This is a genomic window from Pseudomonas salomonii (genome assembly GCF_900107155.1).
GTDB classification, from domain to species: Bacteria; Pseudomonadota; Gammaproteobacteria; order Pseudomonadales; family Pseudomonadaceae; genus Aquipseudomonas; species Aquipseudomonas salomonii.
The window spans coordinates 1-21,874 of sequence record NZ_FNOX01000019.1 but is presented as its reverse complement, the minus strand read 5'-3'; the positions used below and the strand labels follow the sequence as shown (position 1 = coordinate 21,874).

General features: G+C 60.8%; 22 protein-coding genes. 9 read left to right on the top strand and 13 right to left on the bottom strand.

The features are described 5' to 3' along the window. Window positions 1-51: 51 nt before the first annotated feature. On the top strand, window positions 52-681 hold the full coding sequence (locus tag BLV67_RS30170; RefSeq protein WP_065929424.1) for a glutathione S-transferase: 630 nt from the start codon (window positions 52-54) through the stop codon (window positions 679-681). Window positions 682-867: 186 nt separating this feature from the next. Here the strand turns inward: BLV67_RS30170 and creD are convergent, their stop codons facing one another. From creD to rloA2, 4 genes are read right to left on the bottom strand one after another with little or no spacing between them, the layout of a single operon-like run. Beyond that, window positions 868-2,220, bottom strand: a complete 1,353-nt coding sequence (creD, locus tag BLV67_RS30165; protein WP_069787012.1) for a cell envelope integrity protein CreD — start codon at window positions 2,218-2,220, stop codon at window positions 868-870. A 51-nt stretch (window positions 2,221-2,271) separates the two neighbouring features. Then, window positions 2,272-3,711: a two-component system sensor histidine kinase CreC gene (creC, locus tag BLV67_RS30160; RefSeq protein ID WP_065929426.1), complete on the bottom strand. Its 1,440-nt coding sequence runs from the start codon at window positions 3,709-3,711 to the stop codon at window positions 2,272-2,274. Beyond that, complete coding sequence (gene creB, locus BLV67_RS30155; RefSeq protein WP_069787011.1) at window positions 3,711-4,379, bottom strand: two-component system response regulator CreB; 669 nt, start codon at window positions 4,377-4,379, stop codon at window positions 3,711-3,713. Before creB ends, creC begins: the two co-directional genes overlap by 1 nt. Window positions 4,380-4,387: 8 nt before the next feature. After that, complete coding sequence (gene rloA2, locus BLV67_RS30150) at window positions 4,388-4,888, bottom strand: retropepsin-like aspartic peptidase RloA2 (RefSeq protein WP_069787010.1); 501 nt, start codon at window positions 4,886-4,888, stop codon at window positions 4,388-4,390. 196 nt (window positions 4,889-5,084) lie between these two features. On the opposite strand from rloA2, the gene BLV67_RS30145 reads away from it, so the two are divergent. Next, window positions 5,085-5,963, top strand: coding sequence for an acyltransferase (locus tag BLV67_RS30145; RefSeq protein ID WP_069787009.1), 879 nt, complete (start codon window positions 5,085-5,087; stop codon window positions 5,961-5,963). Between the two features lie 485 nt (window positions 5,964-6,448). On the opposite strand, the gene BLV67_RS30140 is transcribed toward BLV67_RS30145, so the two are convergent. Next, the gene (locus tag BLV67_RS30140; RefSeq protein ID WP_065929430.1) at window positions 6,449-7,021 is read right to left on the bottom strand and encodes a DUF2780 domain-containing protein; all 573 of its coding nucleotides are present in this window, start codon (window positions 7,019-7,021) and stop codon (window positions 6,449-6,451) included. A gap of 152 nt (window positions 7,022-7,173) precedes the next feature. Here BLV67_RS30140 and BLV67_RS30135 point away from each other — a divergent pair, with 152 nt between their 5' ends. The 4 genes from BLV67_RS30135 (at window position 7,174) to BLV67_RS30120 (ending at window position 9,635) form a co-directional block, all read left to right on the top strand. Beyond that, complete coding sequence (locus BLV67_RS30135; RefSeq protein WP_065929431.1) at window positions 7,174-7,800, top strand: sigma-70 family RNA polymerase sigma factor; 627 nt, start codon at window positions 7,174-7,176, stop codon at window positions 7,798-7,800. Next, window positions 7,797-8,474, top strand: a complete 678-nt coding sequence (locus tag BLV67_RS30130) for an anti-sigma factor (protein ID WP_069787008.1) — start codon at window positions 7,797-7,799, stop codon at window positions 8,472-8,474. The genes BLV67_RS30135 and BLV67_RS30130 overlap by 4 nt, the downstream gene beginning before the upstream one ends. Window positions 8,475-8,815: 341 nt before the next feature. Beyond that, on the top strand, window positions 8,816-9,076 hold the full coding sequence (locus tag BLV67_RS30125; RefSeq protein ID WP_244160801.1) for a hypothetical protein: 261 nt from the start codon (window positions 8,816-8,818) through the stop codon (window positions 9,074-9,076). 205 nt (window positions 9,077-9,281) lie between these two features. Next, window positions 9,282-9,635: a hypothetical protein gene (locus BLV67_RS30120; RefSeq protein ID WP_065929434.1), complete on the top strand. Its 354-nt coding sequence runs from the start codon at window positions 9,282-9,284 to the stop codon at window positions 9,633-9,635. A gap of 45 nt (window positions 9,636-9,680) precedes the next feature. Here the strand turns inward: BLV67_RS30120 and fdhA are convergent, their stop codons facing one another. The 8 genes from fdhA to BLV67_RS30070 all read right to left on the bottom strand — a co-directional run bounded on the left by fdhA (window position 9,681) and on the right by BLV67_RS30070 (window position 19,584). Beyond that, window positions 9,681-10,880 carry a formaldehyde dehydrogenase, glutathione-independent gene (fdhA, locus tag BLV67_RS30115; protein ID WP_065929435.1) on the bottom strand — a complete coding sequence of 400 codons (1,200 nt, stop codon included), beginning with the start codon at window positions 10,878-10,880 and terminating at the stop codon, window positions 9,681-9,683. Window positions 10,881-11,012: 132 nt separating this feature from the next. Beyond that, the gene (gene purU, locus BLV67_RS30110; protein WP_056857793.1) at window positions 11,013-11,870 is read right to left on the bottom strand and encodes a formyltetrahydrofolate deformylase; all 858 of its coding nucleotides are present in this window, start codon (window positions 11,868-11,870) and stop codon (window positions 11,013-11,015) included. A gap of 123 nt (window positions 11,871-11,993) precedes the next feature. After that, on the bottom strand, window positions 11,994-12,626 hold the full coding sequence (locus BLV67_RS30100; RefSeq protein WP_069787006.1) for a sarcosine oxidase subunit gamma: 633 nt from the start codon (window positions 12,624-12,626) through the stop codon (window positions 11,994-11,996). A gap of 133 nt (window positions 12,627-12,759) precedes the next feature. Further along, window positions 12,760-15,777, bottom strand: coding sequence for a sarcosine oxidase subunit alpha (locus BLV67_RS30095; protein WP_069787005.1), 3,018 nt, complete (start codon window positions 15,775-15,777; stop codon window positions 12,760-12,762). Beyond that, the gene (locus BLV67_RS30090; protein WP_056857790.1) at window positions 15,774-16,076 is read right to left on the bottom strand and encodes a sarcosine oxidase subunit delta; all 303 of its coding nucleotides are present in this window, start codon (window positions 16,074-16,076) and stop codon (window positions 15,774-15,776) included. The genes BLV67_RS30095 and BLV67_RS30090 overlap by 4 nt, the downstream gene beginning before the upstream one ends. 15 nt (window positions 16,077-16,091) lie before the next feature. After that, window positions 16,092-17,342, bottom strand: coding sequence for a sarcosine oxidase subunit beta (locus BLV67_RS30085; protein WP_010207084.1), 1,251 nt, complete (start codon window positions 17,340-17,342; stop codon window positions 16,092-16,094). Between the two features lie 22 nt (window positions 17,343-17,364). After that, window positions 17,365-18,618: a serine hydroxymethyltransferase gene (gene glyA, locus BLV67_RS30080; protein WP_065929439.1), complete on the bottom strand. Its 1,254-nt coding sequence runs from the start codon at window positions 18,616-18,618 to the stop codon at window positions 17,365-17,367. A gap of 237 nt (window positions 18,619-18,855) precedes the next feature. Then, window positions 18,856-19,584 (bottom strand): TraX family protein, encoded by a 729-nt coding sequence (locus BLV67_RS30070; RefSeq protein ID WP_069787004.1) that lies wholly within the window; start codon window positions 19,582-19,584, stop codon window positions 18,856-18,858. Between the two features lie 90 nt (window positions 19,585-19,674). On the opposite strand from BLV67_RS30070, the gene BLV67_RS30065 reads away from it, so the two are divergent. From BLV67_RS30065 to BLV67_RS30055, 3 genes are all read left to right on the top strand, one after another. Next, window positions 19,675-20,715: a threonine aldolase family protein gene (locus BLV67_RS30065; protein WP_069787003.1), complete on the top strand. Its 1,041-nt coding sequence runs from the start codon at window positions 19,675-19,677 to the stop codon at window positions 20,713-20,715. 184 nt (window positions 20,716-20,899) lie between these two features. Next, window positions 20,900-21,100 carry a hypothetical protein gene (locus BLV67_RS30060; RefSeq protein WP_065929442.1) on the top strand — a complete coding sequence of 67 codons (201 nt, stop codon included), beginning with the start codon at window positions 20,900-20,902 and terminating at the stop codon, window positions 21,098-21,100. A 121-nt stretch (window positions 21,101-21,221) separates the two neighbouring features. After that, window positions 21,222-21,755 (top strand): REP-associated tyrosine transposase, encoded by a 534-nt coding sequence (locus BLV67_RS30055; protein WP_069787002.1) that lies wholly within the window; start codon window positions 21,222-21,224, stop codon window positions 21,753-21,755. The last annotated feature ends 119 nt before the right edge of the window (window positions 21,756-21,874 follow it).

Here is a 21,874-nt window from a genome sequence, read left to right as displayed (position 1 = left end):
AAACAACCACAATCCCTCTAGGCTAGCCCCTGCCTTTTCCGAGGAATGCCCATGTCCGCGCCCAGCATGACCTTGTTTCACAACCCCGCTTCACCCTTTGTTCGCAAAGTCCGCGTGCTGCTGATCGAGACCGGCCAGCAGGACCGCGTGGCCTTGCATGGCTGCATGCCGACGCCGGTCAACCCCGATGCACAGGTGGTGCAGGACAACCCCGTGGGCAAGATCCCGGCCCTGCGCCTGGCCGATGGGTCGGTGCTGCACGACAGCCGGGTGATCCTCGATTACTTCGACCACCAGCATGTCGGCAACCCGCTGATCCCGCGTGACGGCTCGGCCCGCTGGCGCCGCCTCACCCTCGCCTCGATGGCCGACGGCATCTTGGATGCCGCCGTGCTGGTGCGTTACGAAACCGCCATGCGCCCGGTCGAAAAACACTGGGACCAATGGCTGCAAGCGCAGCGCAACAAGATCCACCGCGCCCTCGCCGAGCTGGAAGCCGAAGCGATTGCCGAACTGGCCAGCCACTTCGACATCGCCGCCATCGGCGTGGCCTGCGCCCTGGGTTACCTGGACTTTCGCCACCCCGACCTGCAATGGCGCGCCGGCAACCCCAAGCTTGCCGATTGGTATGCCGAGGTCAGCCAACGGCCTTCGATGCTTGAGACCCAGCCGCCCCACTAACTTTCATCCACACTCCCTGTGGGAGCGGGCTTGCTCGCGAATGCGGTGGCTCTGTTGGAACTACTGTGACTGACACACCGCTTTCGCGAGCAAGCCCGCTCCCACATTGAAGAGTGGTGCTGCTGAGGAAGGTGGCAATCCTTGCTACCAGTTGCGCCCGCACCTGCTGATCTTCACGCAACCCAATCATTGCGCCACCTCCCGAACCTTGCGTTTACCCACGCCATACCAATCCAGCTTGCGCGTCAGCACCATCACTGTACCCAGCAAACCAAACAGCAACAGCGAGCCCATCAGCAGCGCGTAATCCTCAGCGCTCAACAGCCCGTACAACAAGCCATACAACGCCGCCAACCCCGCCGAAAAGCCCAGACCATGCACAACACTGCGCAGCACGTGGCACACATAAAAACCAATCAACAACACACAGGCACTCGCCGAGATCAGGTAGGCCAATGCAAAGCCCAGGTGTTCGGACAACGACAACAACAGCAGGTAGAAAAACGCCAAGGCAAAGCCCACCAATGCGTACTGAATCGGGTGCACCGCGAGGTTCTTCAGCACTTCAAACAAGAAGAAACCGGCAAACGTCAGGGCGATAAACAGCAGCGCGTATTTGATCGCACGGTCGCTCTTGAGGTACTGGTCCACCGGGTCGATGAAGTTCACGCCAAAGCTGCGGCGGGTGAAGTCTTCACAGCCCTGGCGGTCCAGGCAGGTTTGCAGGGCTTGTTCGAGGTTGGTGGAGAAAAACGAGGTCTGCCAGCTGGCGCTGAAGCCCTTGGCGGTGACCTCTCGTTGCGCCGGCAGGAAGTTGCCGATAAAGCTTGGGTGCGGCCAGTTGGAGGCGAGTGACACCTGGCTGGTCTTGCCCACCGGCACCACTTGCAACTGTTCGGTGCCTTGCAGGCGCAGGTCAAAAGCGAAGTCCACCACGCCCGGTTGTTTGCTGTCCTGCGCGGGCAGCGTTACATGCACGCCCTCGCCCAACCAGTCCACTTGCGAGCCGGGCGAGAAGGCCAGGCGTTGGCTGCCCAGCTCAAGCTTCAGGGCGTTTTCGATGCCACGAATATCGCTGATACCCACCGCCAGAAACGCCGGCTCGAAACGGTAATCGGCAAAGTTTTCGGTAATGCCCAGTTGCGCCGGCAACTCGAAACGCCCACTGATGCGGTTGTCTGCATGGAACAGTCGCGCCTGGTAGATGCCGCGCGAGCGCAGTTCGGTTTGCACCTTGCCGTCGAGTTCAAAACGGTCCGGCAGAAAATACAGACGGCCGCGCTCTTCACGGGTTTCCTCGTAGCGTTTGTTGAGCTTTTCATTGAGTTTCCACTCGCGCACGGTCCTGCGGTACGGCACCACCATGACCGGGCCGGTAATGCGTTGGCTGTAGCTGGAGCTGCGGGCGATGTCCATCAGCACGCCGTCGCGCAGTTGCTGGCGGTCGCTGATGATGCCGTTAATCATCAGCAGCGGAATCAGCAACAGCAGGATCAGCAGCGCAATGGCGCCAAGTTTGAACAGCAGGCTTCGGTTCATGGGGCTCTCCCTGTTTGGATGGGCAGAGCGTGAACCGCGCCTGTGGGAGATTTATGTGGGCACTGTGGAGACTGTGTGGAGATGCAGCACCACCTGCACGCCGCCGTGCACATTGCCGATCTGCAATGCGCCGCCGTGCAGCTTCATCACCTCTTCGACAAAATTGAGCCCCAGGCCGGTGCTTTTGCGCCCGCTGATCGGGCGCGGCAACGAGTAGAAACGCTCGCTCAGGCGTGGCAAGGCGTAGTCGGGAATCGGCGCAGCCTGGTTGAACAAACTGACCTGCACGTCGTTGTGCTGCGTCTGTGCGCTGAATCGCAAGGTGCCGCCGGGCGGGGTGAAATCCAAGGCGTTATCGAGCAGGTTGCCCAGCGCCTGGCGCAGCAGGAAAGGCTCACCGAAGACCTTCACATCCGCCGCTATCGTCTGTTCCACCTGCAGGTCAGCGCCTTCGATTCGCGCACATTGCGCCTTGAGCACCTCGTCGACCAAAGCCGCCAACGGCATGCGAATCTGTTCTTCCAAACCCTGGCGTTGCTCCACCTGGGCCAGGTTGAGCAGCCGCTCGATCAACTGCTGCAAGCGCGCGCTTTCGCTGTCGATATTGCCGACAAAACGCTGCTGCTGCTCGCGGCTCATATCGCCCTGCAGCAATTCCGCCGCGCCGCGAATAGCCGCCAACGGGCTTTTCAATTCGTGGGTCAGGGTGTGCACGTAATGCTCGACGTAGGCCTTGCCTTCCAGTTGCGTGCGCATGTGCTCAACGGCAGTGGACAGCTGCTTGAGTTCGCCGCCTCGGTAATGCGGCAACTCGGCACGTCGCCCTTCACTCACCGCCTGGGCATACGCCGTGAGCCGATGCAGCGCCACGCTCAGCCACCACGACAGCAATGCACCCAGCAGCAGGCCCAACACCACCAACCCGGCGCCGTACCACAGCAGGCGGTTCTCGGTGCGATCCACATAAGGCTGCAACGAGCTGTTGGGCTTGGCCACCGTGACCACGCCGATGATTTGCCCGTTGTCGCGGATCGGCGCGCCCACGTGCATCACCGACGAAGTGGGATCGTCCAGTTCGCTGCGGGTGGAACGCGCGCCGTACTCGCCGCGCAGGGTCAAATACACGTCGTTCCACTTGGAATAGTCCTGGCCCACCGCTTCACCCGTGGAGTCGAGCAGCACGATGCCATGGGCGTCGGTCACATAAATGCGGTGGTTAACCTGATTTTTCGGCAGGCCCCAGATGGTCGCGCCAGGCTGGCGACTGCCATAGGCTTTGAGCAACTCGGGCCAGTGGCTTTGGCCGAGGGTGCCGTTCTTTACGTCCAACCGCAGGATCTCGGCCAGCAGGTTGGCCGTGTCCACCAGGGTTTCTTCGGTGGACTGGCGCACGCCGGGGCGGATTTCCTTCATCACCGTGTTGAGCACAAAGTAACCGGTGAGGCCGATAAACAGCGCATACACCAGGAAGATCCGCAGCCCCAGGCGCATCAGCTGTGGCTCGGGCTGTAGCTGTAGCCGAGGCCGCGATGGGTCTGGATCGGCTCGGCATCCGCCGCAATGCCCCGCAGTTTGCTGCGCAGGCTTTTGATATGGCTGTCGATATTGCGCTCGTAGCCGGCATCGGCCGGCACGCCCACCGCGTCGAGCAATTGTTCGCGGCTGAACACCCGCTCGGGCTGCTCCAGCAGGCTTTGCAGCAGGCGAAATTCATGCCGGGTGAGGCTCAAAGCCTGGCCGCGATAACTGATCTGCATGCGCTCCAGGTCGACCTGGAACACGCTCGGCGCGGCGCTTGGGCTTACGCGCTTGAGAATCGCCCGAACCCGCGCCGCCACTTCCCGTGGGCTGAACGGCTTGACCACATAATCGTCGGCGCCGATCTCCAGGCCCACCACGCGGTCGATCTCGCCATCACGCGCACTGAGAAACATCACCGGCACTTCGCTGAAACGGCGCAGTTGCTTGCAGGTTTCAAAGCCGCTGATGTCCGGCAGGCCGATGTCGAGGATGATCAGGTCGGCAGGCGTCTGACGTTGATGGGCCAACGCCTCCTGGCCAAGGCTCAGCCAGGTGGTGGTGAAGCCCTCGCCTTGCAGGGCAAAGATCAGCGTATCGGCTATCGCCGCTTCGTCTTCGACAATCAGGATGTGCGGCATAGGCTCGATCAGCAGTCCGGTTTGTCAGCAGTGTAGCGACGGGCCGGGTTTACCGCCGCCCCGAACTCACGCAGGGCCTTGGCACCGATCAGCAACGGATAGTTGAAGCTGCTGCGGTCGGTGAGGTTGACCTCCACGGTGCGCTTGACGTTGCCCAGGCACATTTCCAGGTCGATCACCGGGCGCTTGGCCACGGTGGCTTCGTCCTTGTCGTCGTCCTCGTCGGCGCGGCTTTTGATTTTGCTGATGCGCGAGACTTTATGCTCATAGACCTTGTCGCTGGCGTCGTTGCCGCCGAGGCGGAAGCGCACCCAGTCATCGCCATCGCGCTGGAATGTTTCGATGTTGCGGGCCGACAGCGAGGCGGTCAGCGCACCGGTGTCCATCTTGGCCTTGAAGGTTTGGCCGATCTCCGGCAGTTGGATGTATTCGTAGCGACCGTAGAGGGTCGGTTCGGCGGCCATGACGGGCACGGCAACCAGGGCGAGCGAGGCAAGGAGCAGTTTCACGAAGTGATTTCCTCGGAAAGAAGTAGGCGGATTCTAGACCGCAAAAGCGTTGTTTAGTTAGATCGTTCCCCCGCTCTGCGTGGGAATGCAGCTCTGGGCGTTCCGCGTCAGCTCACATTCGTGCGGCAATTTGCGATTTGGCCTCTAGACTCAGCTTGCTTATCATGGCCCGCCCACCCGATTCCAAGAGTTACTTATGCGCCGACTGCTCACCGGCTGTTTTGTCACACTGCTGTTATTGCTCAACACCCTGGTGCTGTTCGGGCCGTTGATGGTGTTTGCCCTGCTCAAGCTGGTAGCGCCCGGCCGCTTTCGCGACTATGCCTCCCGGGCTGTGATGTGGATCGCAGAGACTTGGGCGGAGATCGACAAGCTGATTTTCGCGCTGTGCATCCCCACCCAATGGGATATTCGCGGCGGCGACGAGCTACGCGGCGACACCTCGTACCTGGTGATCAGCAACCACCAATCCTGGGTCGACATTCCCGCGCTGATCCAGGCGCTCAACCGGCGCACGCCGTTCTTCAAATTCTTCCTGAAAAAAGAGCTGATCTGGGTGCCCTTCCTGGGCCTGGCCTGGTGGGCGCTGGATTACCCGTTCATGAAGCGTTACACCAAGGCGTTCCTGGCCAAGCACCCGGAGCTGGCGGGGCAGGATTTGAAGATCACCAAAGAGGCCTGCGAGCTGTTCAAGCGCCAGCCGGTAACGGTGGTCAATTACCTGGAAGGAACACGGTTCAGCGAGGCCAAACGCAAGCAGCAGCAATCGCCATTTGCCCGTCTGCTAAAGCCCAAGGCAGGCGGCGTGGCGTTTGTGCTGGCGGCAATGGGTGAGCAGCTGGACGCGATTCTCGACGTGACCGTCGTCTATCCGCAGCAAAAGATCCCCGGGTTCTGGGACTTGATCAGCGGCGCCGTGCCGAAGGTGATCATCGATATTCGCACCCGCGAGTTGGACCCGGCATTGTGGCAAGGGGACTACGAGAATGATCCGGCGTTTCGCCAGACCGTCCAGAACTGGGTGAACCAGCTCTGGCAGGAGAAGGACCAGAGAATTGACACACTTCTCAAATAAAGCTGCCCGTGGTGTCTAAAACCTGTTCATTCAATACGGGCCGTGCGTTATTGAATCAAGGTGAGTACTGACTAACGGGGAAAACATTCGCCCCAAACGTTAAGTGCCCTATCATTGGGTTCTTCGGGGCCCTGTGCGTTGGAGGCACTGGCCGTTCCATTCTGGTCTCTGACGCGCCGCTCCAGATGGTCCTTATAACTGGTACCTGTGCGCGAATACATTTCCTGGGCCGGGTCCGGCCTGAGGTTGGGAGGAATGAGCGCCAAGGTGTTAGTTGGAAAACGTAGATTTATCATAGAGTCACCACCTAAAGTTCATGACAGGAAACCTTCCAGGCGCGTTATGGAGAACACTTGGAAGGTCACAATCAGTGGCTCTGCCTTTGCTGTGGTTCCCTACAAATCAATACCTTTGATTGCGGGTATTTTTTCATTTTCACCCTCAATAAAGTTACGCACCTTGTACGAACTACCCATTAAAAGAAGTTAGCTACCAGTGCCCCACGCCGAGGCCAGCTTGCCCAGCACCGACTCGTTGGCACCCTGGCCGCCCAGGTATTGCAGAATCACCGGCGCAAACTTGCCGATCATGCTGTTATCCATGCCCAGTGCACTGAAAGCGGTGTTCAGGTCACCGGTGTCCTTCACGTTACCCAACAAACCATCCAGGCCGCTGGTCTTGCTGCCGCCGCTCTGGCCGAGCATCCCGCTCAAGGCGCCAAGGCTGCCCAGGGCGTTGTTCCCCGAGAGTTGATCCAGGCCCGGCACACTCTTGCCCAGTTGCGAGTAGTCGGTACCGCTCAGTTTGTTCTTGGCCAGGCCCAGCATGGCGCCGGTACCGCCCACGGCTTGTTCGGGGGTGATGTTCAATTGCGAGGTCAGGGCGCTCAGCAGGCCGGCGGTCTCAGAGCTCGGCGCTGCAGCCGCCGCCTTGTTGTTGCTGCCCTGGGCACCGGAGACGGCATTGGCCACGTCACCGAGGCTGAAACCTGCGGCAAACACCGGGCTGGCGGCCATGGTCAACAGGCAGGACAGGGCAAAACCGCGTGAAATCTTCATCAAGACAACCTCTGAATGTAGGAGCTAAAAGCAGGCGTTTGACTGACAGTCCCGAAGGAATGTTCCCACTTGCACATGAGTTCAGAGAAATCCGCATCCAAATGTTCCCTGCGCGCGTATATCCAGACATGCACCGCCCGGAGTCGGATGGAATGAATGCTCAAGCTGGACTACCCTCTGCCTACCGTGCGCCGTCCCGTCGCCCTCGAACGAGAGCCTGGAGAAGCCCTATTTCCGTCCACGATGCTGACCCATTGCGGCCCCTGCTGGCCCAATGCGCCCTGGGCAACCGCCAGGCGTTCGAGACCCTATACCGCAGCGTGTCGCCGCGATTGCACGGCGTTGCTTTTCGTTTCATGGGGCGCTCGGACCTCGCCGAAGAGGTGTTGCAGGAGGCTTTTGTGCGCATCTGGTACAACGCTTCGCGCTACGAAGCCCATTTGGCCGCGCCGATGACCTGGATGGTCAACATCACCCGCAACCTGGCCATCGACCAATTGCGCAAACACCGCGAACAGCCCTTGGCCGACGGCCAGCAGGACGCCCTGCTCGACGACGGCCCCAGCGCCCACGAGCAACTCGCCAGCGAGCGCGAAGCCCGCGCCCTCAACCGCTGCCTCGACACCCTCGACGGTATGCAGCGCCAGTCGATCAGCGTGGCTTACTTCCAGGGCCTGTCGTGCTCGGAGCTGGCCGAACACTTGGCCGCGCCCCTGGGCTCGGTCAAATCCTGGATTCGCCGTGGCATGGAGCGCCTGCGCAGGTGCCTTGAATCATGAACTACCAAACCACCGCTCTGCGTCGCGCCCTGGCTGCCGACTATGCCATCGGCTTGATGCCCGCCACTGCGCGTCGGCGCTTTGAAAACCTGCTGCTGGACGATGCCGCGCTGCGCGTCGAACTCGGCCATTGGCAGGATGCTCTGGCCAGCCTGACGGGCGCCGTGCCCGAGCGGCCAGTGCCGGAGCATGTGTGGGCCGGCATCAAGGCGCGCATTGAGCCGCAAGTGCTGCATGTGCCGGCGAAGAAACCGTTCTGGATGAATTTCCGCCTGCTGGCCGCTGCCTGCGCGATCGTCGTGGCGGTGCTGGTGGGCGTGCTGTATCAGCGTGATATCGGCGCCGAGTACAACGCCACGTTAGTGGCCGCCAACCAGCAGCCGGCGCTGCAGGTGCAGGCGTTTGGCGATCACCTGCAAGTCGAGCCGCTCACATTGGCGGCTGTAGAGCCGACGCGTGCCCTGGAACTGTGGGTCATTGCGGCCGGTGGCAAACCCGTTTCCCTGGGCCTGGTGCCGAGCTCGGGTAAAGGCCGAATCGAGCTGAGCAAGGAGCAGCAAGCGCTGCTGACCGCACCCGCGACCCTCGCCGTCAGCCTGGAGCCACAAGGCGGCTCGCCCACCGGACAACCCACCGGCCCCGTGCTGTACCAGGGCGCCCTGGCCACTCGCTGACACCCCGCACCTGTGTGGGAGCTGGCTTGCCTGCTCCCACATTTGATCTGCATTGGCCGGGCGACTTGCTCCTGGCGATGGATGGCGCTTATAGTTCGGCGGTCGTCCATATGGCGACACGGGTTTGGCGACTCGATTGAAATAATGCATGCAAAAGCACATGCTCCTTTGCAGGTGCTTTCGCACGCGTAAGGCTGCTTTATGGCGGCTGTGCGCGGGAGACCTTCGGGTCTGCCGGCCTTTGCTTTATTTCACCGGTTCGCCAACCTGCGTACAGCTGCCACCCATTCGTTTGGCGACGTGTGAGTGGTAGCCTCACTCTCTGAAATAAAGGTTAAAACATGAACCGATACATGCCGCTTACCGGCCACGACGCCACCACGCCCTCCCTGCTCATCGTCACCCAAGTGCCGCTCGACGTACTCCACGATGCCGCCGTCTACCGCATCCGCGCGGTCACCCAAGTCATGGAAAACCTGGCGTTTCGTGAAGGCCTGAACACCGACAACCTCGTCCTCCAGAACTTCGCCCTGCTCTGCGCCATTCCGTTGCGCGATGGCTGCGATTTGCTTGATGTGATCAGCAGGCGTTTGCAGGCTTAAAACAGCACCAAAGGGCGACGCCCTGTCGCCCTTTCCTTACCTGCATAGGCAATTCCCGGCAGCTTCAAATACGCCGAGTTTCCATATAAGACGAATTTCTTATAATGGATAATTATAAAAAACTGTCATTTCTCACAGTACCCCACGTTAGCAAACCTACTTAGCATTCAGACTCCACCTCACAGTTCAATATTAAGGATCAAATATGAATTATAAATTCGCCGTAGGGATGCTGGCTGCTTGTGTATTGGCTGGGGGCGCTCATGCAGCTGATATCAAGGACTGCCCGGCACCTGGCACCATTAAATCTGAAGCATTCCAGGAAACCATCCAGGGCAATACCGTCGACGGTTTCAAATACACTGCCAAGAGCGGCGGGAAGGAGTGGACGGGCCAAACGGGTGCTACTAAAGATGATTACCTGGCCGCTAAATATGAACTTCAGGCAGAGACGTTCAATGTAGTGAATGGAAAGCTGCGCTGTGACTACGGCGGCAAAACGCTGGTAGAAAATGGTGAAACGGCTGTTCCTAACTTAAGACTCACAGCACCGCAATAATTAATAAGGGCGACTTTGCGGTCGCCCTTATCATTTCACTTTTATTTACGCCGCACTAAACATCTTATGCGGATCAATCACAAACTTCTTCGGCACGCCCGCATCAAACTCGCCATACCCACGCGGCGCGTCATCCAGGCTGATCACCTGCACACCGACAATGTCCGCAATGTTGATACGGTCCCACATGATCGCCTGCATCAGCGCGCGGTTGTACTTCATCACCGGCGTTTGCCCGGTGTGGAAGCTGTGGGATTTGGCCCAGCCCAGGCCAAAGCGAATGCTCAGGCTGCCCATTTTGGCGGCAGCATCCACAGCACCTGGGTCTTCGGTAACGTACAGGCCAGGGATACCGATTTTGCCCGCCACGCGCACCACGCCCATCAGCGAATTGAGCACGGTGGCCGGGGCTTCGGCCTTGGCGCCTTCATGGCCGTGGCCACGGGCTTCGAAGCCTACGGCGTCTACCGCGCAGTCCACTTCCGGCTCGCCCAGCAAGGCGGCGATTTGTTCGTGCAGTGGGGTGTCTTTGGACAGGTCGGCAATCTCGAAACCCTGGGCCTTGGCGTGGGCCAGGCGGATTGGGTTGACGTCGCCGATGATCACCACCGCTGCGCCGAGCAGGCGGGCGGAAGCGGCAGCGGCCAGGCCAACGGGGCCGGCGCCTGCGATGTAGACGGTGCTGCCAGGGCCAACGCCGGCAGTGACGGCGCCGTGGTAGCCGGTCGGCAGGATGTCGGAGAGGCAGGTCAGGTCACGGATTTTCTCCATGGCCTTGTCGCGGTCCGGCAGTTTGAGCAGGTTGAAGTCGGCATACGGCACCAGCACGTATTCGGCCTGGCCGCCGGTCCAGTCGCCCATGTCGACATAGCCGTAGGCGCCACCGGCACGGGCCGGGTTGACGGTGAGGCACACGCCGGTGTGCTGCTCTTTGCAGGAGCGGCAGCGGCCGCACGCCACGTTGAATGGCACCGACACCAGGTCACCGATCTTCAGGTTCTCGACGTCGCTGCCCTTCTCGATCACTTCGCCGGTGATTTCATGCCCCAGTACCAGGCCGGTCTGGGCAGTGGTGCGGCCGCGCACCATGTGTTGGTCGGAGCCGCAGATGTTGGTGGAGACCACGCGCAGGATGACGCCGTGCTCAATCTTCCTGCCACGGGGGTCCTGCATTTTGGGATAGTCGATTTTCTGTACTTCGACCTTGCCGTTGCCGAGATACACGACACCACGATTACCAGACATGCTTTCACCTCGCTGTTGTTTTTATGGAACCGCGTCGCCCAGGCAGGCGGCGCGTTTAAGTGCTCGGGTACAGATGCTGTTTTTGCGTTGTTTGTCAGGGCCCCTTCGCGGGCTTGCTCGCGAAGACGTCAGTCAGAGCACCACGGTTCTATTGGCGTTTAGAAACACCCGCCGCTCAATGTGATACCCCACCGCACGCGCCAACGTCAGCCCTTCGATATCGCGCCCCTTGGCAATCAAGTCCTCGGGATAGTGGCTGTGGTCCACCACCTCCACGCCCTGGGCGATGATCGGGCCTTCATCCAGATCGTTGTTGATGTAATGCGCCGTGGCGCCCACCAGTTTCACACCCTTGTTGTAGGCCTGGTGATACGGCTTGGCGCCTTTGAAACCGGGCAGCAACGAGTGGTGAATGTTGATGGCCTTGCCATCGAGCTTGCGGCACAACTCCGGCGACAGCACTTGCATATAGCGCGCAAGAATCACCAGTTCGGCGCCGGTTTCTTCAATCACTTGCCACACCTGACGCTCCTGGGACGGTTTGTCGTTGGGGTCGAGGGGGAAATGGTAGTAGGGAATCTGGTGCCAGTCGGCCAAAGGTTTCAAATCAGGGTGGTTGGACACCACCGCGACCACGTCCATCGACAGTTGGCCGATGCGCTGGCGGTAGAGCAAATCGTTGAGGCAGTGATCGGCCTTGGAGACCATGATCACCACTTTTGGCCGGTAGTTCGGCGCCGTCAGCTCGAAGATCATGCCAAAGGCTTCGCCGCGAGTAGCCAGGCCATCGCGGAACGCCTGCTCGTCAAAGCCCTCGGGCTGACGGAATTCCACGCGAATAAAAAACCTTCCCGAGAGGCGGTCATCGAACGAATGGTGCTCGGTGACGTAGCAGCCCTGCTCGAACAGGTAGCGGGTGACCGCGTCCACCGTGCCGAGCACGCTGGGGCAGTCGGCAGTCAAAATCCATGTATCGGGTGCGCGGCTCATTGTGCGTGACTCCTTGATCGTTCCCACGCTCTGCGTGGGAATGCCGCCATGGACGCTCTGCGTCCGCTCTTGGGACGCGGAGCGTCCCGGGATGCATTCCCACGCAGAGCGTGGGAACGATCGTTATGCAACGACATTCAGGCCAAATTCGGCGGACGCATCCTGCAGCCACAACCACCAGTAATCCGAGAAGCTGCGGCGGATCAGCAGCTCCCAGGTGTCTTCAGCCGTGTGACGGATCACCAACTGCGACTTGGCGAACACCGTGCCCACCGCCTTGCCCACCGGGAAGTTATTAGGGTGCACGTCGTAGCTGGTGGACTTCATCAACACGTCGCGCACATTAGGGCCGCTGAGTTCGAGGATCTGCTGGCCGCCGCTGACGTTGACGATCTGGATATGCAGCTCGCCCAGAGCAGCGCGCAGGTTTTGTTCGGCGGCAAATTCTTCGCCGCTTGGCACGATTAACAGCCACTCGTCCGGGCCGAGCCATTGCAGGCTGGTGTCGCCTTTGACGATGACCTGGAGTGCGCCGGGCAGTTCGATGCCGAGGGCTTTGTGCACACCGGCGGCGAACGCGGCGTCATGGCCATCGCCACGAATCGTCAGGTGGCCGAGGAGTTTCTTTTCCCGCACGGTCACGCCGGCGTTCTTGCGGCCCTTGCCGACCAGGCTGGCGAGGTCGGCATGGTGCAGCGACGACTCGGCCTTGGCGCCGGAGGTGGGGCGTTGTTGGTAAACATTGGCTGCTGTCATAAAGCACCTTGTCTCTTAAGTTGATCGTTCCCACGCTCTGCGTGGGAATGCCGCCATGGACGCTCTGCGTCCGCTCTTGGGACGCGGAGCGTCCCGGGATGCATTCCCACGCAGAGCGTGGGAACGATCAGTTTCAGATGTTCTGGCGATCGCCTTTCGGGTCAAAGAACACCGAGGACACAATCTCTGCCTCGATCACGCTGCCATCCGCCTGCGGTGAGAACACTCGCTCACCCATGCGCTTCAAACCGCCCTTGACCACCGCCATCGCAAACGAATAACCCAGCGAGTTGTGCGCATAGCTTGAGGTCACATGGCCGACCATCTTCATCGGGATCGACTGTTTAGGGTCGAACACCAATTGCGCGCCTTCCGGCAGCCATACATTCGGGTCAATCGGCTTCAAGCCCACCAGTTGCTTACGCTCTTCACGCACGCAGTCTTCACGGTTCATCCCGCGCCAGCCGATCCACGAGAACGGTTTGGTGCGGCCTACGCACCAGCCCATGTTCAGGTCGTCCGGGGTCATCGAGCCGTCGGTGTCTTGCCCGACGATGATGAAGCCCTTCTCGGCGCGCAATACGTGCATGGTCTCGGTGCCGTACGGCGTGAGGTTGTACTTCTTGCCCGCCGCAACGATCTGTTCGAGTACGCCCATGGCGTAGTCGGCCTGCACGTTGACTTCGTACGACAGCTCGCCGGTAAACGAGATACGGAACACCCGCGCCGGCACGCCGCCAACCAGGCCTTCTTTCCAGGTCATGAACGGGAAGCCGTCCTTGTCCAGGTCGATGTCGGTGACTTCCGCCAGCAGCTTGCGGCTGTTGGGGCCGGACAAGGTCATGGTCGCCCAGTGGTCGGTGACCGAAGTGAAGTACACCTTGAGGTCTGGCCACTCGGTCTGCTGGTAGATTTCCAGCCACTGGAGTACGCGTGCCGCGCCGCCGGTGGTGGTGGTCATCAGGAAGTGGTTGTCGGCCAGGCAGGCTGTTACGCCGTCGTCGAAGACCATGCCGTCTTCCTTGCACATCAGGCCGTAGCGAGCCTTGCCCACGTCGAGCTTGGTCCAGGCGTTGCTGTAGATGCGGTTGAGGAACTCGCGGGCATCCGGGCCTTGAATGTCGATCTTGCCGAGGGTGGATGCATCCAGCAGGCCGACGCTGTCGCGCACGGCCAGGCATTCGCGCTTCACGGCGGCGTGCAGGTCTTCACCGTTACGTGGGAAGTACCAAGGGCGTTTCCATTGGCCGACGTCTTCAAACTCGGCGCCGTTTTTGACGTGCCAGGCTTGCAGCGCGGTGTAGCGCACCGGCTCGAAAATGTGCCCACAGTGACGGCCCGCGATGGCGCCGAAGGTCACCGGCGTGTAGTTCGGGCGGAACATGGTGGTGCCCATCTGCGGGATGGTCACGTTCAGCGAGCGGGCCGCGATGGCCAGGCCGTTGACGTTGCCGAGCTTGCCCTGGTCGGTGCCGAAGCCCAGCGCGGTGTAGCGCTTGACGTGTTCGACCGACTCGAAGCCTTCGCGGGTCGCCAGCTCAATGGCAGCAGCGGTGACGTCGTTTTGCAGGTCGACAAATTGCTTCGGCGCCCGTGCGGTCGGCTTGTCATGGGGCACCTGGTAAATGCCCAGGGTCGGCTCTTCCAGACGGCTCAAGGCTTTTGGCAGCGTGCCTTCCACCGGCGCAAACCCGGCTTCGCTGGCTGCGCGCACGCCGCCTTCAAAACCATCGGCCAGGGAATCGCCGAGGCCGTAGACGCCATTGATGCCACCGACACACACGCGTTTTTGCGGGGCTTCACCCGGTACGAAACCGAGGATGTCTTCGCGCCAGGTCGGCTTGCCGCCCAGGTGCGAGGCCAAGTGAACCACTGGGCTGTAGCCGCCGGAGCTGGCCACCAGATCGCAGTCCAGCCACTCGCCTGGGCTGGTGACTTTGTGCGCTTTGACGTCAATCGCCGCCACACGCGCAGCGGTCACGTGTTTGCTGCCACGGGCTTCGATCACGGCGCTGCCGGTGAGGATACGAATGCCTTTGGCGCGGGCTTCTTCCACCAGCGCGCCACGTGGGTTGTGACGCACATCAGCCACGGCGACCACTTGCAGGCCCGCATCGAGCCAGTCCAGCGCCACGCGGTAGGCGTGGTCGTTGTTGGTCGACAGCACCAGTTTTTTGCCAGGTGCCACGCCGTAGCGGCGCACGTAGGTAGAGACCGCACCGGCGAGCATATTGCCCGGCACGTCGTTGTTGCCGTACACCAGCGGACGCTCGCACGCACCGGTCGCCAGCACCACGCGCTTGGCGCGCACACGGTGGATGCGCTGGCGCACCTGGCCGATGGGCGCACGGTCACCGAGGTGGTCGGTGAGGCGTTCGTGGATGGTCAGGAAATTGTGGTCGTGGTAGCCGTTGACGGTGGCTCGCGGTAGCAACACCACGTCCGGCAGGGCCTTGAGTTCCGCGATTACGCTGGCAACCCACTCGGCCGCCGGCTTGCCGTCGAGGCTTTCACGCGAGTCCAGCAAGGAGCCGCCGAATTCTTCCTGTTCGTCAGCAATGATCACGCGGGCACCGCTGCGCGCAGCGGCCAGTGCGGCGGCCAGGCCGGCAGGGCCGGCACCGACAATCAGCACGTCGCAGTGACGGTTGAAGTTGTCGTAGGTGTCCGGGTCGTTCTCGGTTGGCGAGCGGCCCAGGCCCGCAGCCTTACGAATGTACTTTTCGTAGGTCATCCAGAACGATTGCGGGTACATGAAGGTTTTGTAGTAGAAGCCCGGCGGCATCAGCTTGCCGCCGACCTTGCCGAGAATGCCCATCACGTCATTGTTGACGTTCGGCCAGCCGTTGGTGCTGGTGGCGACCAAACCCTGGTACAGCGCCTGTTGCGTGGCACGCACGTTGGGGATCTGGGTGGCTTCGGTGGCGCCGATCTGCAGCACTGCGTTCGGCTCTTCGGCACCGGCGGCAAAGATGCCGCGCGGGCGCGAATACTTGAAGCTGCGGCCGATGATGTCGACGCCATTGGCCAGCAATGCTGCGGCCAGGGTGTCGCCCTCAAAGCCTTTGTAGCTCTGGCCGTTGAAGGTAAACGTCAGGGCTTTGTTGCGGTCGATGCGACCACCGTTGGACAGGCGATTGATCTGGCTCATACCTTCTCTCCAGAAGCCTTGGCGGTGAATTGCGGCTTGCTGCCAATCTTGTAGGTTTCAAGAATTTCGTAGGTCAGGGTGTCGCGGGTGGCGTTGAAGTACTGACGGCAACCGGCGGCGTGAATCCACAGTTCGTGGTGCAGCCCGCGAGGGTTGTCACGGAAGAACATGTAGTCGCCCCACTCTTCATCGGTGCAGGCATTCGGGTCCAGCGGGCGCGGGATGTGCGCTTGGCCGGATGCGTGGAATTCCTCTTCGGAGCGCAGTTCGCCACAGTGAGGACAGAAGATATGCAACATAGGGAATTTCTCCTGTTAGTGGGCGACGGCCGCAGCGCCGTGTTCGTCGATCAACGCACCGTTGTGGAAACGGTCGATGGAAAAAGGTGCTGCCAATGGGTGCATTTCACCCTTGGCGAGGCTGGCGGCAAACACGTTGCCTGAGCCTGGAGTCGCTTTAAAACCACCAGTACCCCAGCCGCAGTTGAAGAACATGTTCGGCACCGGCGTCTTGGAGATGATCGGGCAGGCGTCCGGCGTGGTGTCGACGATGCCGCCCCACTGGCGGTTCATGCGCACCCGCGACAGCACCGGGAACATCTCGACGATGGCCTGGATGGTGTGTTCGATCACCGGGTACGAGCCGCGCTGGCCATAGCCGTTGTAGCCGTCGATACCGGCGCCGATCACCAGGTCGCCCTTGTCGGACTGGCTGATGTAACCGTGCACGGCGTTGGACATGATCACGCTGTCGATAATCGGCTTGATCGGCTCGGACACCAGCGCTTGCAGCGGGTGGGATTCGATCGGCAGGCGAAAGCCTGCCAGCGAGGCCATATGCCCGGAGTTACCGGCGGTGACCACACCGACGCGCTTGGCGCCGATAAAACCCTTGTTGGTTTCGACGCCGATGCACACGCCGTTTTCCTTGCGAAAGCCGATCACTTCGGTCTGCTGGATCAAATCCACGCCGAGCGCGTCAGCCGCACGGGCGAAGCCCCAGGCCACGGCATCGTGACGGGCCACGCCGCCGCGCCGTTGCACGGTGGCGCCGAGTACCGGGTAGCGGGTGTTTTTTGAGCAGTCGAGGTACGGAATCTCGTCGGCCACCTGTTTGGCGTTGAGCAGTTCGCCGTCCACACCGTTGAGGCGGTTGGCGCTCACGCGGCGCTCCGAATCCCGGATGTCCTGCAAGGTGTGGCACAGGTTGTAGACGCCGCGCTGGGAGAACATCACGTTGTAGTTCAGGTCCTGGGACAAGCCTTCCCACAGTTTCATCGCGTGTTCGTACAGGTGCGCCGACTCGTCCCACAGGTAGTTGGAACGCACGATGGTGGTGTTGCGCGCGGTGTTACCGCCGCCCAGCCAGCCTTTCTCGACCACGGCCACATTGGTGATGCCGTGTTCTTTGGCCAAATAGTAAGCCGTCGCCAGACCATGCCCGCCGCCGCCGACGATAACCACGTCGTAGACCTTTTTCGGTGTGGGCGTGCGCCACATCTTCTGCCAGTTTTCGTGGTGGCTGAGTGAGTGCTTGAAGAGGCCGAAGCCCGAGTAGCGTTGCATAGTCATTACTCCAAAACCGCGCTCAGCGATAAACCGGGAAATCAGCGCACAGGGCAGACACGTGCTTGGCCACGTTGGCCTCGACATCGGCGTCGCCGAGGTTGTCGAGGATGTCGCAGATCCAGCCGGCCAGTTCGATGCATTGCGGCACCTTGAAACCCCGCGTAGTCACCGCCGGGGTGCCGATGCGCAGGCCCGAGGTCACGAACGGCGACTGCGGGTCATTCGGCACCGCGTTCTTGTTGACGGTGATGTGAGCGCGACCGAGGGCGGCGTCCGCCTCTTTGCCGGTGAGGCCCTGGCGGATCAGGCTGACCAGGAACAGATGGTTATCGGTGCCGCCGGACACCACGTCATAGCCGCGCTTGATGAACACGTCTGCCATGGCCTGGGCGTTGTCGATCACCTGTTGTTGATAAGCCTTGAAACCTGGCTCCAGCGCTTCCTTGAAGCACACAGCCTTGCCGGCGATCACGTGCATCAGCGGGCCGCCCTGGGCGCCGGGGAACACCGCAGCGTTGAGTTTCTTCTCGATGGCTTCGTTGGCCTTGGCCAGGATCAAGCCGCCACGCGGGCCGCGCAGGGTCTTGTGGGTGGTGGTGGTGACCACATCGGCGTAAGGCAGCGGGTTCGGGTACAGGCCCGCGGCAACCAGGCCGGCGACGTGGGCCATGTCGACGAACAGCAGCGCCCCCACTTTGTCGGCGATCTGGCGAAAGCGCGGGAAATCCAGGGTCTTGGAGTAAGCCGAGAAGCCGGCGACGATCATTTTCGGTTGGCACTCGACGGCCAGGCGCTCAACTTCGTCGTAGTCGATCAACCCGGTGTCGGTGTTGATGCCGTACTGCACGGCGTTGTACAGCTTGCCCGAGGACGACACTTTGGCGCCGTGGGTCAGGTGGCCGCCATGGGCCAGGCTCATGCCGAGGATGGTGTCACCGGCATTGATCAGCGCCAGGTACACCGCGCTGTTGGCGGATGAGCCGGAGTGCGGCTGCACGTTGGCGTAATCGGCGCCGAACAGTTGTTTGGCGCGGTCGATGGCCAGGGCTTCAACCTTGTCCACATGCTCGCAGCCGCCGTAATAGCGCTTGCCGGGGTAGCCTTCGGCGTATTTGTTGGTCAGGCCACTGCCCTGGGCTTCCATGACGCGTTTGCTGGTGTAGTTCTCTGACGCGATCAGCTCGATATGATCTTCCTGACGCTGCTCCTCGGCATTCATCGCCGCCAGCAATGCGTCGTCATACCCTTGGATCTGGTCTTTTTTGCTGAACATCGCGTCTCTCCCAGCCTTTCGTATTGTTGAGGCCCTCGCAGGGCCCTTTGATGCGATGGTAGGGCTGGCGCAGAGAGGTCAAATGCCTACGCACGCCACGCAAAGGTGCGTTTACGACATGGCACGAACAACGCAGAACAAATGTGGGAGCGGGCTTGCTCGCGAAGGCGGTGAGTCAGCTTGCACATGTATTGGCTGACCCACCGCCTTCGCGAGCAAGCCCGCTCCCACAAGGGGTTAGGCGAGCGCCTGGCGGACGAGTAATAGCAACAGAAAATGCAGTGGATACAGGGCATACGCCCAGCGACGCATGGCCGGTGGCGAGGCGTTTTTGGCATGTCGCAACAAGAGCAGACCCGCCAATGGCGCAATCAGGCAAGCGGCCAACCCCATCAGCGCCACAGGCGTGCCGCTATTGAGCAGAATCTGCCATTGGTTGGCGGCCAGGCAGACCAAACCCGGCAACAGGCTGAAATACCATGGCCGGGTGAACACCAGCAGCATCACCAGCGGCAGCAACACACCGAAAAACCCGAACATCAGCTGGGCAGACAACAGGGCCGCGATGACTAGGGCGATCAGCGCCAATCCTCGATCAAACAGCGCCTTCTGCTGCCATCCTCGGGCAATCAGCAACCCCAGCGCCAACGTCGGCAAGACGTTCAACGTATCGGCATCCTCGATAAACAGCCGGTAGGGCACTTCACTGATCACACTGAACAGCAACAGCCAGCCCAGGTAGCGCCATTGGCCGGTGACGGGCGTATTGGCGAGCCGGTGCACATTGGCCGCAATCGCCAGGCAAAACCACGGGAACGCCAGACGCCCCGGCACATACAGGCCGTCCAGGCTCAAACCGACATAGCGCAAGTGGTCCAGCACCATGCTCAGCAACGCCAGCCACTTGAGCAGATCCTGTGCGCCATCGCGGACGCGTCCGACAGCCAACGTGTGTGTACCGTGCATAATTCCCCAGTGACTTTGCATTTACAGTGCGTGCGCACCCGCGACAATCTTGGTTACAGTGCGCACCAACATCGACCACAGGAATGGGCCATGACTGACAAGAGCCAACAATTCGCCAGCGACAACTATTCCGGCATCTGCCCGGAAGCCTGGGCCGCCATGGAACAAGCCAACCAGGGCCATCAACGCGCCTACGGCGATGATGAGTGGACCCATCGCGCCGCCGACGGTTTCCGCAATTTGTTCGAAACCGACTGCGAAGTGTTCTTCGCCTTCAACGGCACCGCGGCCAACTCCCTGGCGCTGTCTTCGCTGTGCCAGAGCTACCATAGCGTGATTTGCTCGGAAACCGCCCACGTCGAAACCGACGAATGCGGCGCGCCGGAGTTTTTCTCCAACGGCTCCAAGCTGCTCACCGCCCGCACCGAAAACGGCAAGCTGACCCCGGAATCGATCCGCGAGATCGCCCTCAAGCGTCAGGATATCCACTACCCGAAACCGCGCGTGGTCACCCTCACCCAAGCCACGGAAGTGGGCAGCGTGTACACCCCGGAAGAAATCCGCGCCATCAGCGTCACGTGCAAAGAGCTGGGCCTGAACCTGCACATGGACGGCGCGCGTTTCTCCAACGCCTGCGCGTTCCTGGGCTGCTTGCCGGCCGACCTGACCTGGAAAGCCGGTGTGGACGTACTGTGCTTCGGCGGCACCAAAAACGGCATGGCAGTCGGCGAAGCCATCCTGTTCTTCAACCACAAACTGGCTGAAGACTTTGATTACCGCTGCAAACAGGCCGGCCAACTGGCCTCGAAAATGCGCTTCCTCTCGGCGCCATGGGTGGGCCTGCTGGAAAACGACGCCTGGCTCAAGCACGCCCGCCACGCCAACCACTGCGCGCAATTGCTCAGCGGCCTGGTGGCGGACATTCCCGGCGTGGAGCTGATGTTCCCGGTACAGGCCAACGGCGTGTTCCTGCAACTCTCGGAACCGGCTATCGCGGCGCTGACGGCCAAGGGCTGGCGCTTCTACACCTTCATTGGCAAAGGTGGCGCACGGTTCATGTGCGCGTGGGATACAGAGGAAGAACGTGTAAGAGAATTAGCCGCAGACATCAGGGAAGTGATGAACGCGTAAGCCTCTCGAATACTGGCGCATTGCCGAGTCTGTTATTTGGTGTTTCTGACAGCATCACAGCCCAATTTCATCGACTAGCCTCTTGGAACCCGAAAGGAAAACGCCGCTGCAGCGGCCACCTTTCGGGAACAACTGCCTGCCGAATAATCGGCCGGAAACGGAAATCCAGCAGAGGGCTAAACCTATGGAATATCAATGCGACGGCAGTAACCTCAGAATCGACGGCGCTACCAGCACCACCGTCATCGACTGGGATGAATTCCGGAGGATCGCCAACGTCGGCGACACCATCCGCGAGCCATCAAGGACGCTGAGGATCTACGACAAAGCCTATGAATTGACAGCATCAGGCCAGCATTTTGTCGTCCATGTCTACGCGCAGTAACCGTTAACACCTGTGGGAGCGGGCTTGCCCGCTCCCACAGGTGATCGTTCCCACGCTCTGCGTGGGAATGCCTCCCCGGACGCTCCGCGTCCAACCCGCACCCCGATTCAAGGACGAATCCATGGGCAGAAGCCGCTACGTCATCACCGAACCTGAAAAGCCGCACTTCCTCACCTGCACCGTCATGGAATGGCTGCCGCTGTTCACCCGTGACTACATCGTTGGTCATCTTTTGGACTGTTGGCGATATCAACAAAGCCACCATGCCTTGAATCTCTTCGGCTACGTCATCCTCGAAAACCACTTGCACTTCATCGCTCAGGCGCCCGACCTTGGCAAATGCGTGAGCCAATTCAAATCCTTTACCGCCGGTACCATCATTGACGATTTGCAGCGCCGAGGCGCAGAGCGTTTATTACAACGCCTGCGGTTCAGCAAACGGGCGCACAAGATAGACCGGGTTTATCAACTTTGGCAGGAAGGCTCACACGCTGAGTTGGTGTACAGCGAGCGGGTGATGCACCAAAAGCTTGATTACATTCACCACAACCCGGTGAAACGAGGATATGTGGACTTAGCCGAACACTGGCGGTATTCCAGTGCGCGCAATTACGCAGGACAAGAAGGACTCATCGATATTCAACGCTGGCACTAATGCTCGCTCCCACACGCTCCGCGTCCCGCCCTATGGGCATGGCCTGAATACCGGGCACTCTGTGACGCGGAGCGTCACGGGCTGCATTCCCACGCGGTGCGTGGGAACGATCAGATCGG

Bases quoted from the DNA above. Each gene is read 5' to 3' on its own strand.
- glyA (WP_065929439.1), bottom strand. From the start codon at position 18,618: ATGTTCAGCAAAAAAGACCAGATCCAAGGGTATGACGACGCATTGCTG.
- BLV67_RS30135 (WP_065929431.1), top strand. From the start codon at position 7,174: ATGAATGCTCAAGCTGGACTACCCTCTGCCTACCGTGCGCCGTCCCGT.
- BLV67_RS30125 (WP_244160801.1), top strand. From the start codon at position 8,816: ATGAACCGATACATGCCGCTTACCGGCCACGACGCCACCACGCCCTCC.
- BLV67_RS30100 (WP_069787006.1), bottom strand. From the start codon at position 12,626: ATGACAGCAGCCAATGTTTACCAACAACGCCCCACCTCCGGCGCCAAG.
- purU (WP_056857793.1), bottom strand. From the start codon at position 11,870: ATGAGCCGCGCACCCGATACATGGATTTTGACTGCCGACTGCCCCAGC.
- creD (WP_069787012.1), bottom strand. From the start codon at position 2,220: ATGAACCGAAGCCTGCTGTTCAAACTTGGCGCCATTGCGCTGCTGATC.
- BLV67_RS30065 (WP_069787003.1), top strand. From the start codon at position 19,675: ATGACTGACAAGAGCCAACAATTCGCCAGCGACAACTATTCCGGCATC.
- BLV67_RS30060 (WP_065929442.1), top strand. From the start codon at position 20,900: ATGGAATATCAATGCGACGGCAGTAACCTCAGAATCGACGGCGCTACC.
- BLV67_RS30055 (WP_069787002.1), top strand. From the start codon at position 21,222: ATGGGCAGAAGCCGCTACGTCATCACCGAACCTGAAAAGCCGCACTTC.
- BLV67_RS30145 (WP_069787009.1), top strand. From the start codon at position 5,085: ATGCGCCGACTGCTCACCGGCTGTTTTGTCACACTGCTGTTATTGCTC.
- creC (WP_065929426.1), bottom strand. From the start codon at position 3,711: ATGCGCCTGGGGCTGCGGATCTTCCTGGTGTATGCGCTGTTTATCGGC.
- BLV67_RS30140 (WP_065929430.1), bottom strand. From the start codon at position 7,021: ATGAAGATTTCACGCGGTTTTGCCCTGTCCTGCCTGTTGACCATGGCC.
- BLV67_RS30070 (WP_069787004.1), bottom strand. From the start codon at position 19,584: ATGCACGGTACACACACGTTGGCTGTCGGACGCGTCCGCGATGGCGCA.
- fdhA (WP_065929435.1), bottom strand. From the start codon at position 10,880: ATGTCTGGTAATCGTGGTGTCGTGTATCTCGGCAACGGCAAGGTCGAA.
- creB (WP_069787011.1), bottom strand. From the start codon at position 4,379: ATGCCGCACATCCTGATTGTCGAAGACGAAGCGGCGATAGCCGATACG.
- BLV67_RS30085 (WP_010207084.1), bottom strand. From the start codon at position 17,342: ATGCAACGCTACTCGGGCTTCGGCCTCTTCAAGCACTCACTCAGCCAC.
- BLV67_RS30090 (WP_056857790.1), bottom strand. From the start codon at position 16,076: ATGTTGCATATCTTCTGTCCTCACTGTGGCGAACTGCGCTCCGAAGAG.
- BLV67_RS30095 (WP_069787005.1), bottom strand. From the start codon at position 15,777: ATGAGCCAGATCAATCGCCTGTCCAACGGTGGTCGCATCGACCGCAAC.
- BLV67_RS30130 (WP_069787008.1), top strand. From the start codon at position 7,797: ATGAACTACCAAACCACCGCTCTGCGTCGCGCCCTGGCTGCCGACTAT.
- BLV67_RS30120 (WP_065929434.1), top strand. From the start codon at position 9,282: ATGAATTATAAATTCGCCGTAGGGATGCTGGCTGCTTGTGTATTGGCT.
- BLV67_RS30170 (WP_065929424.1), top strand. From the start codon at position 52: ATGTCCGCGCCCAGCATGACCTTGTTTCACAACCCCGCTTCACCCTTT.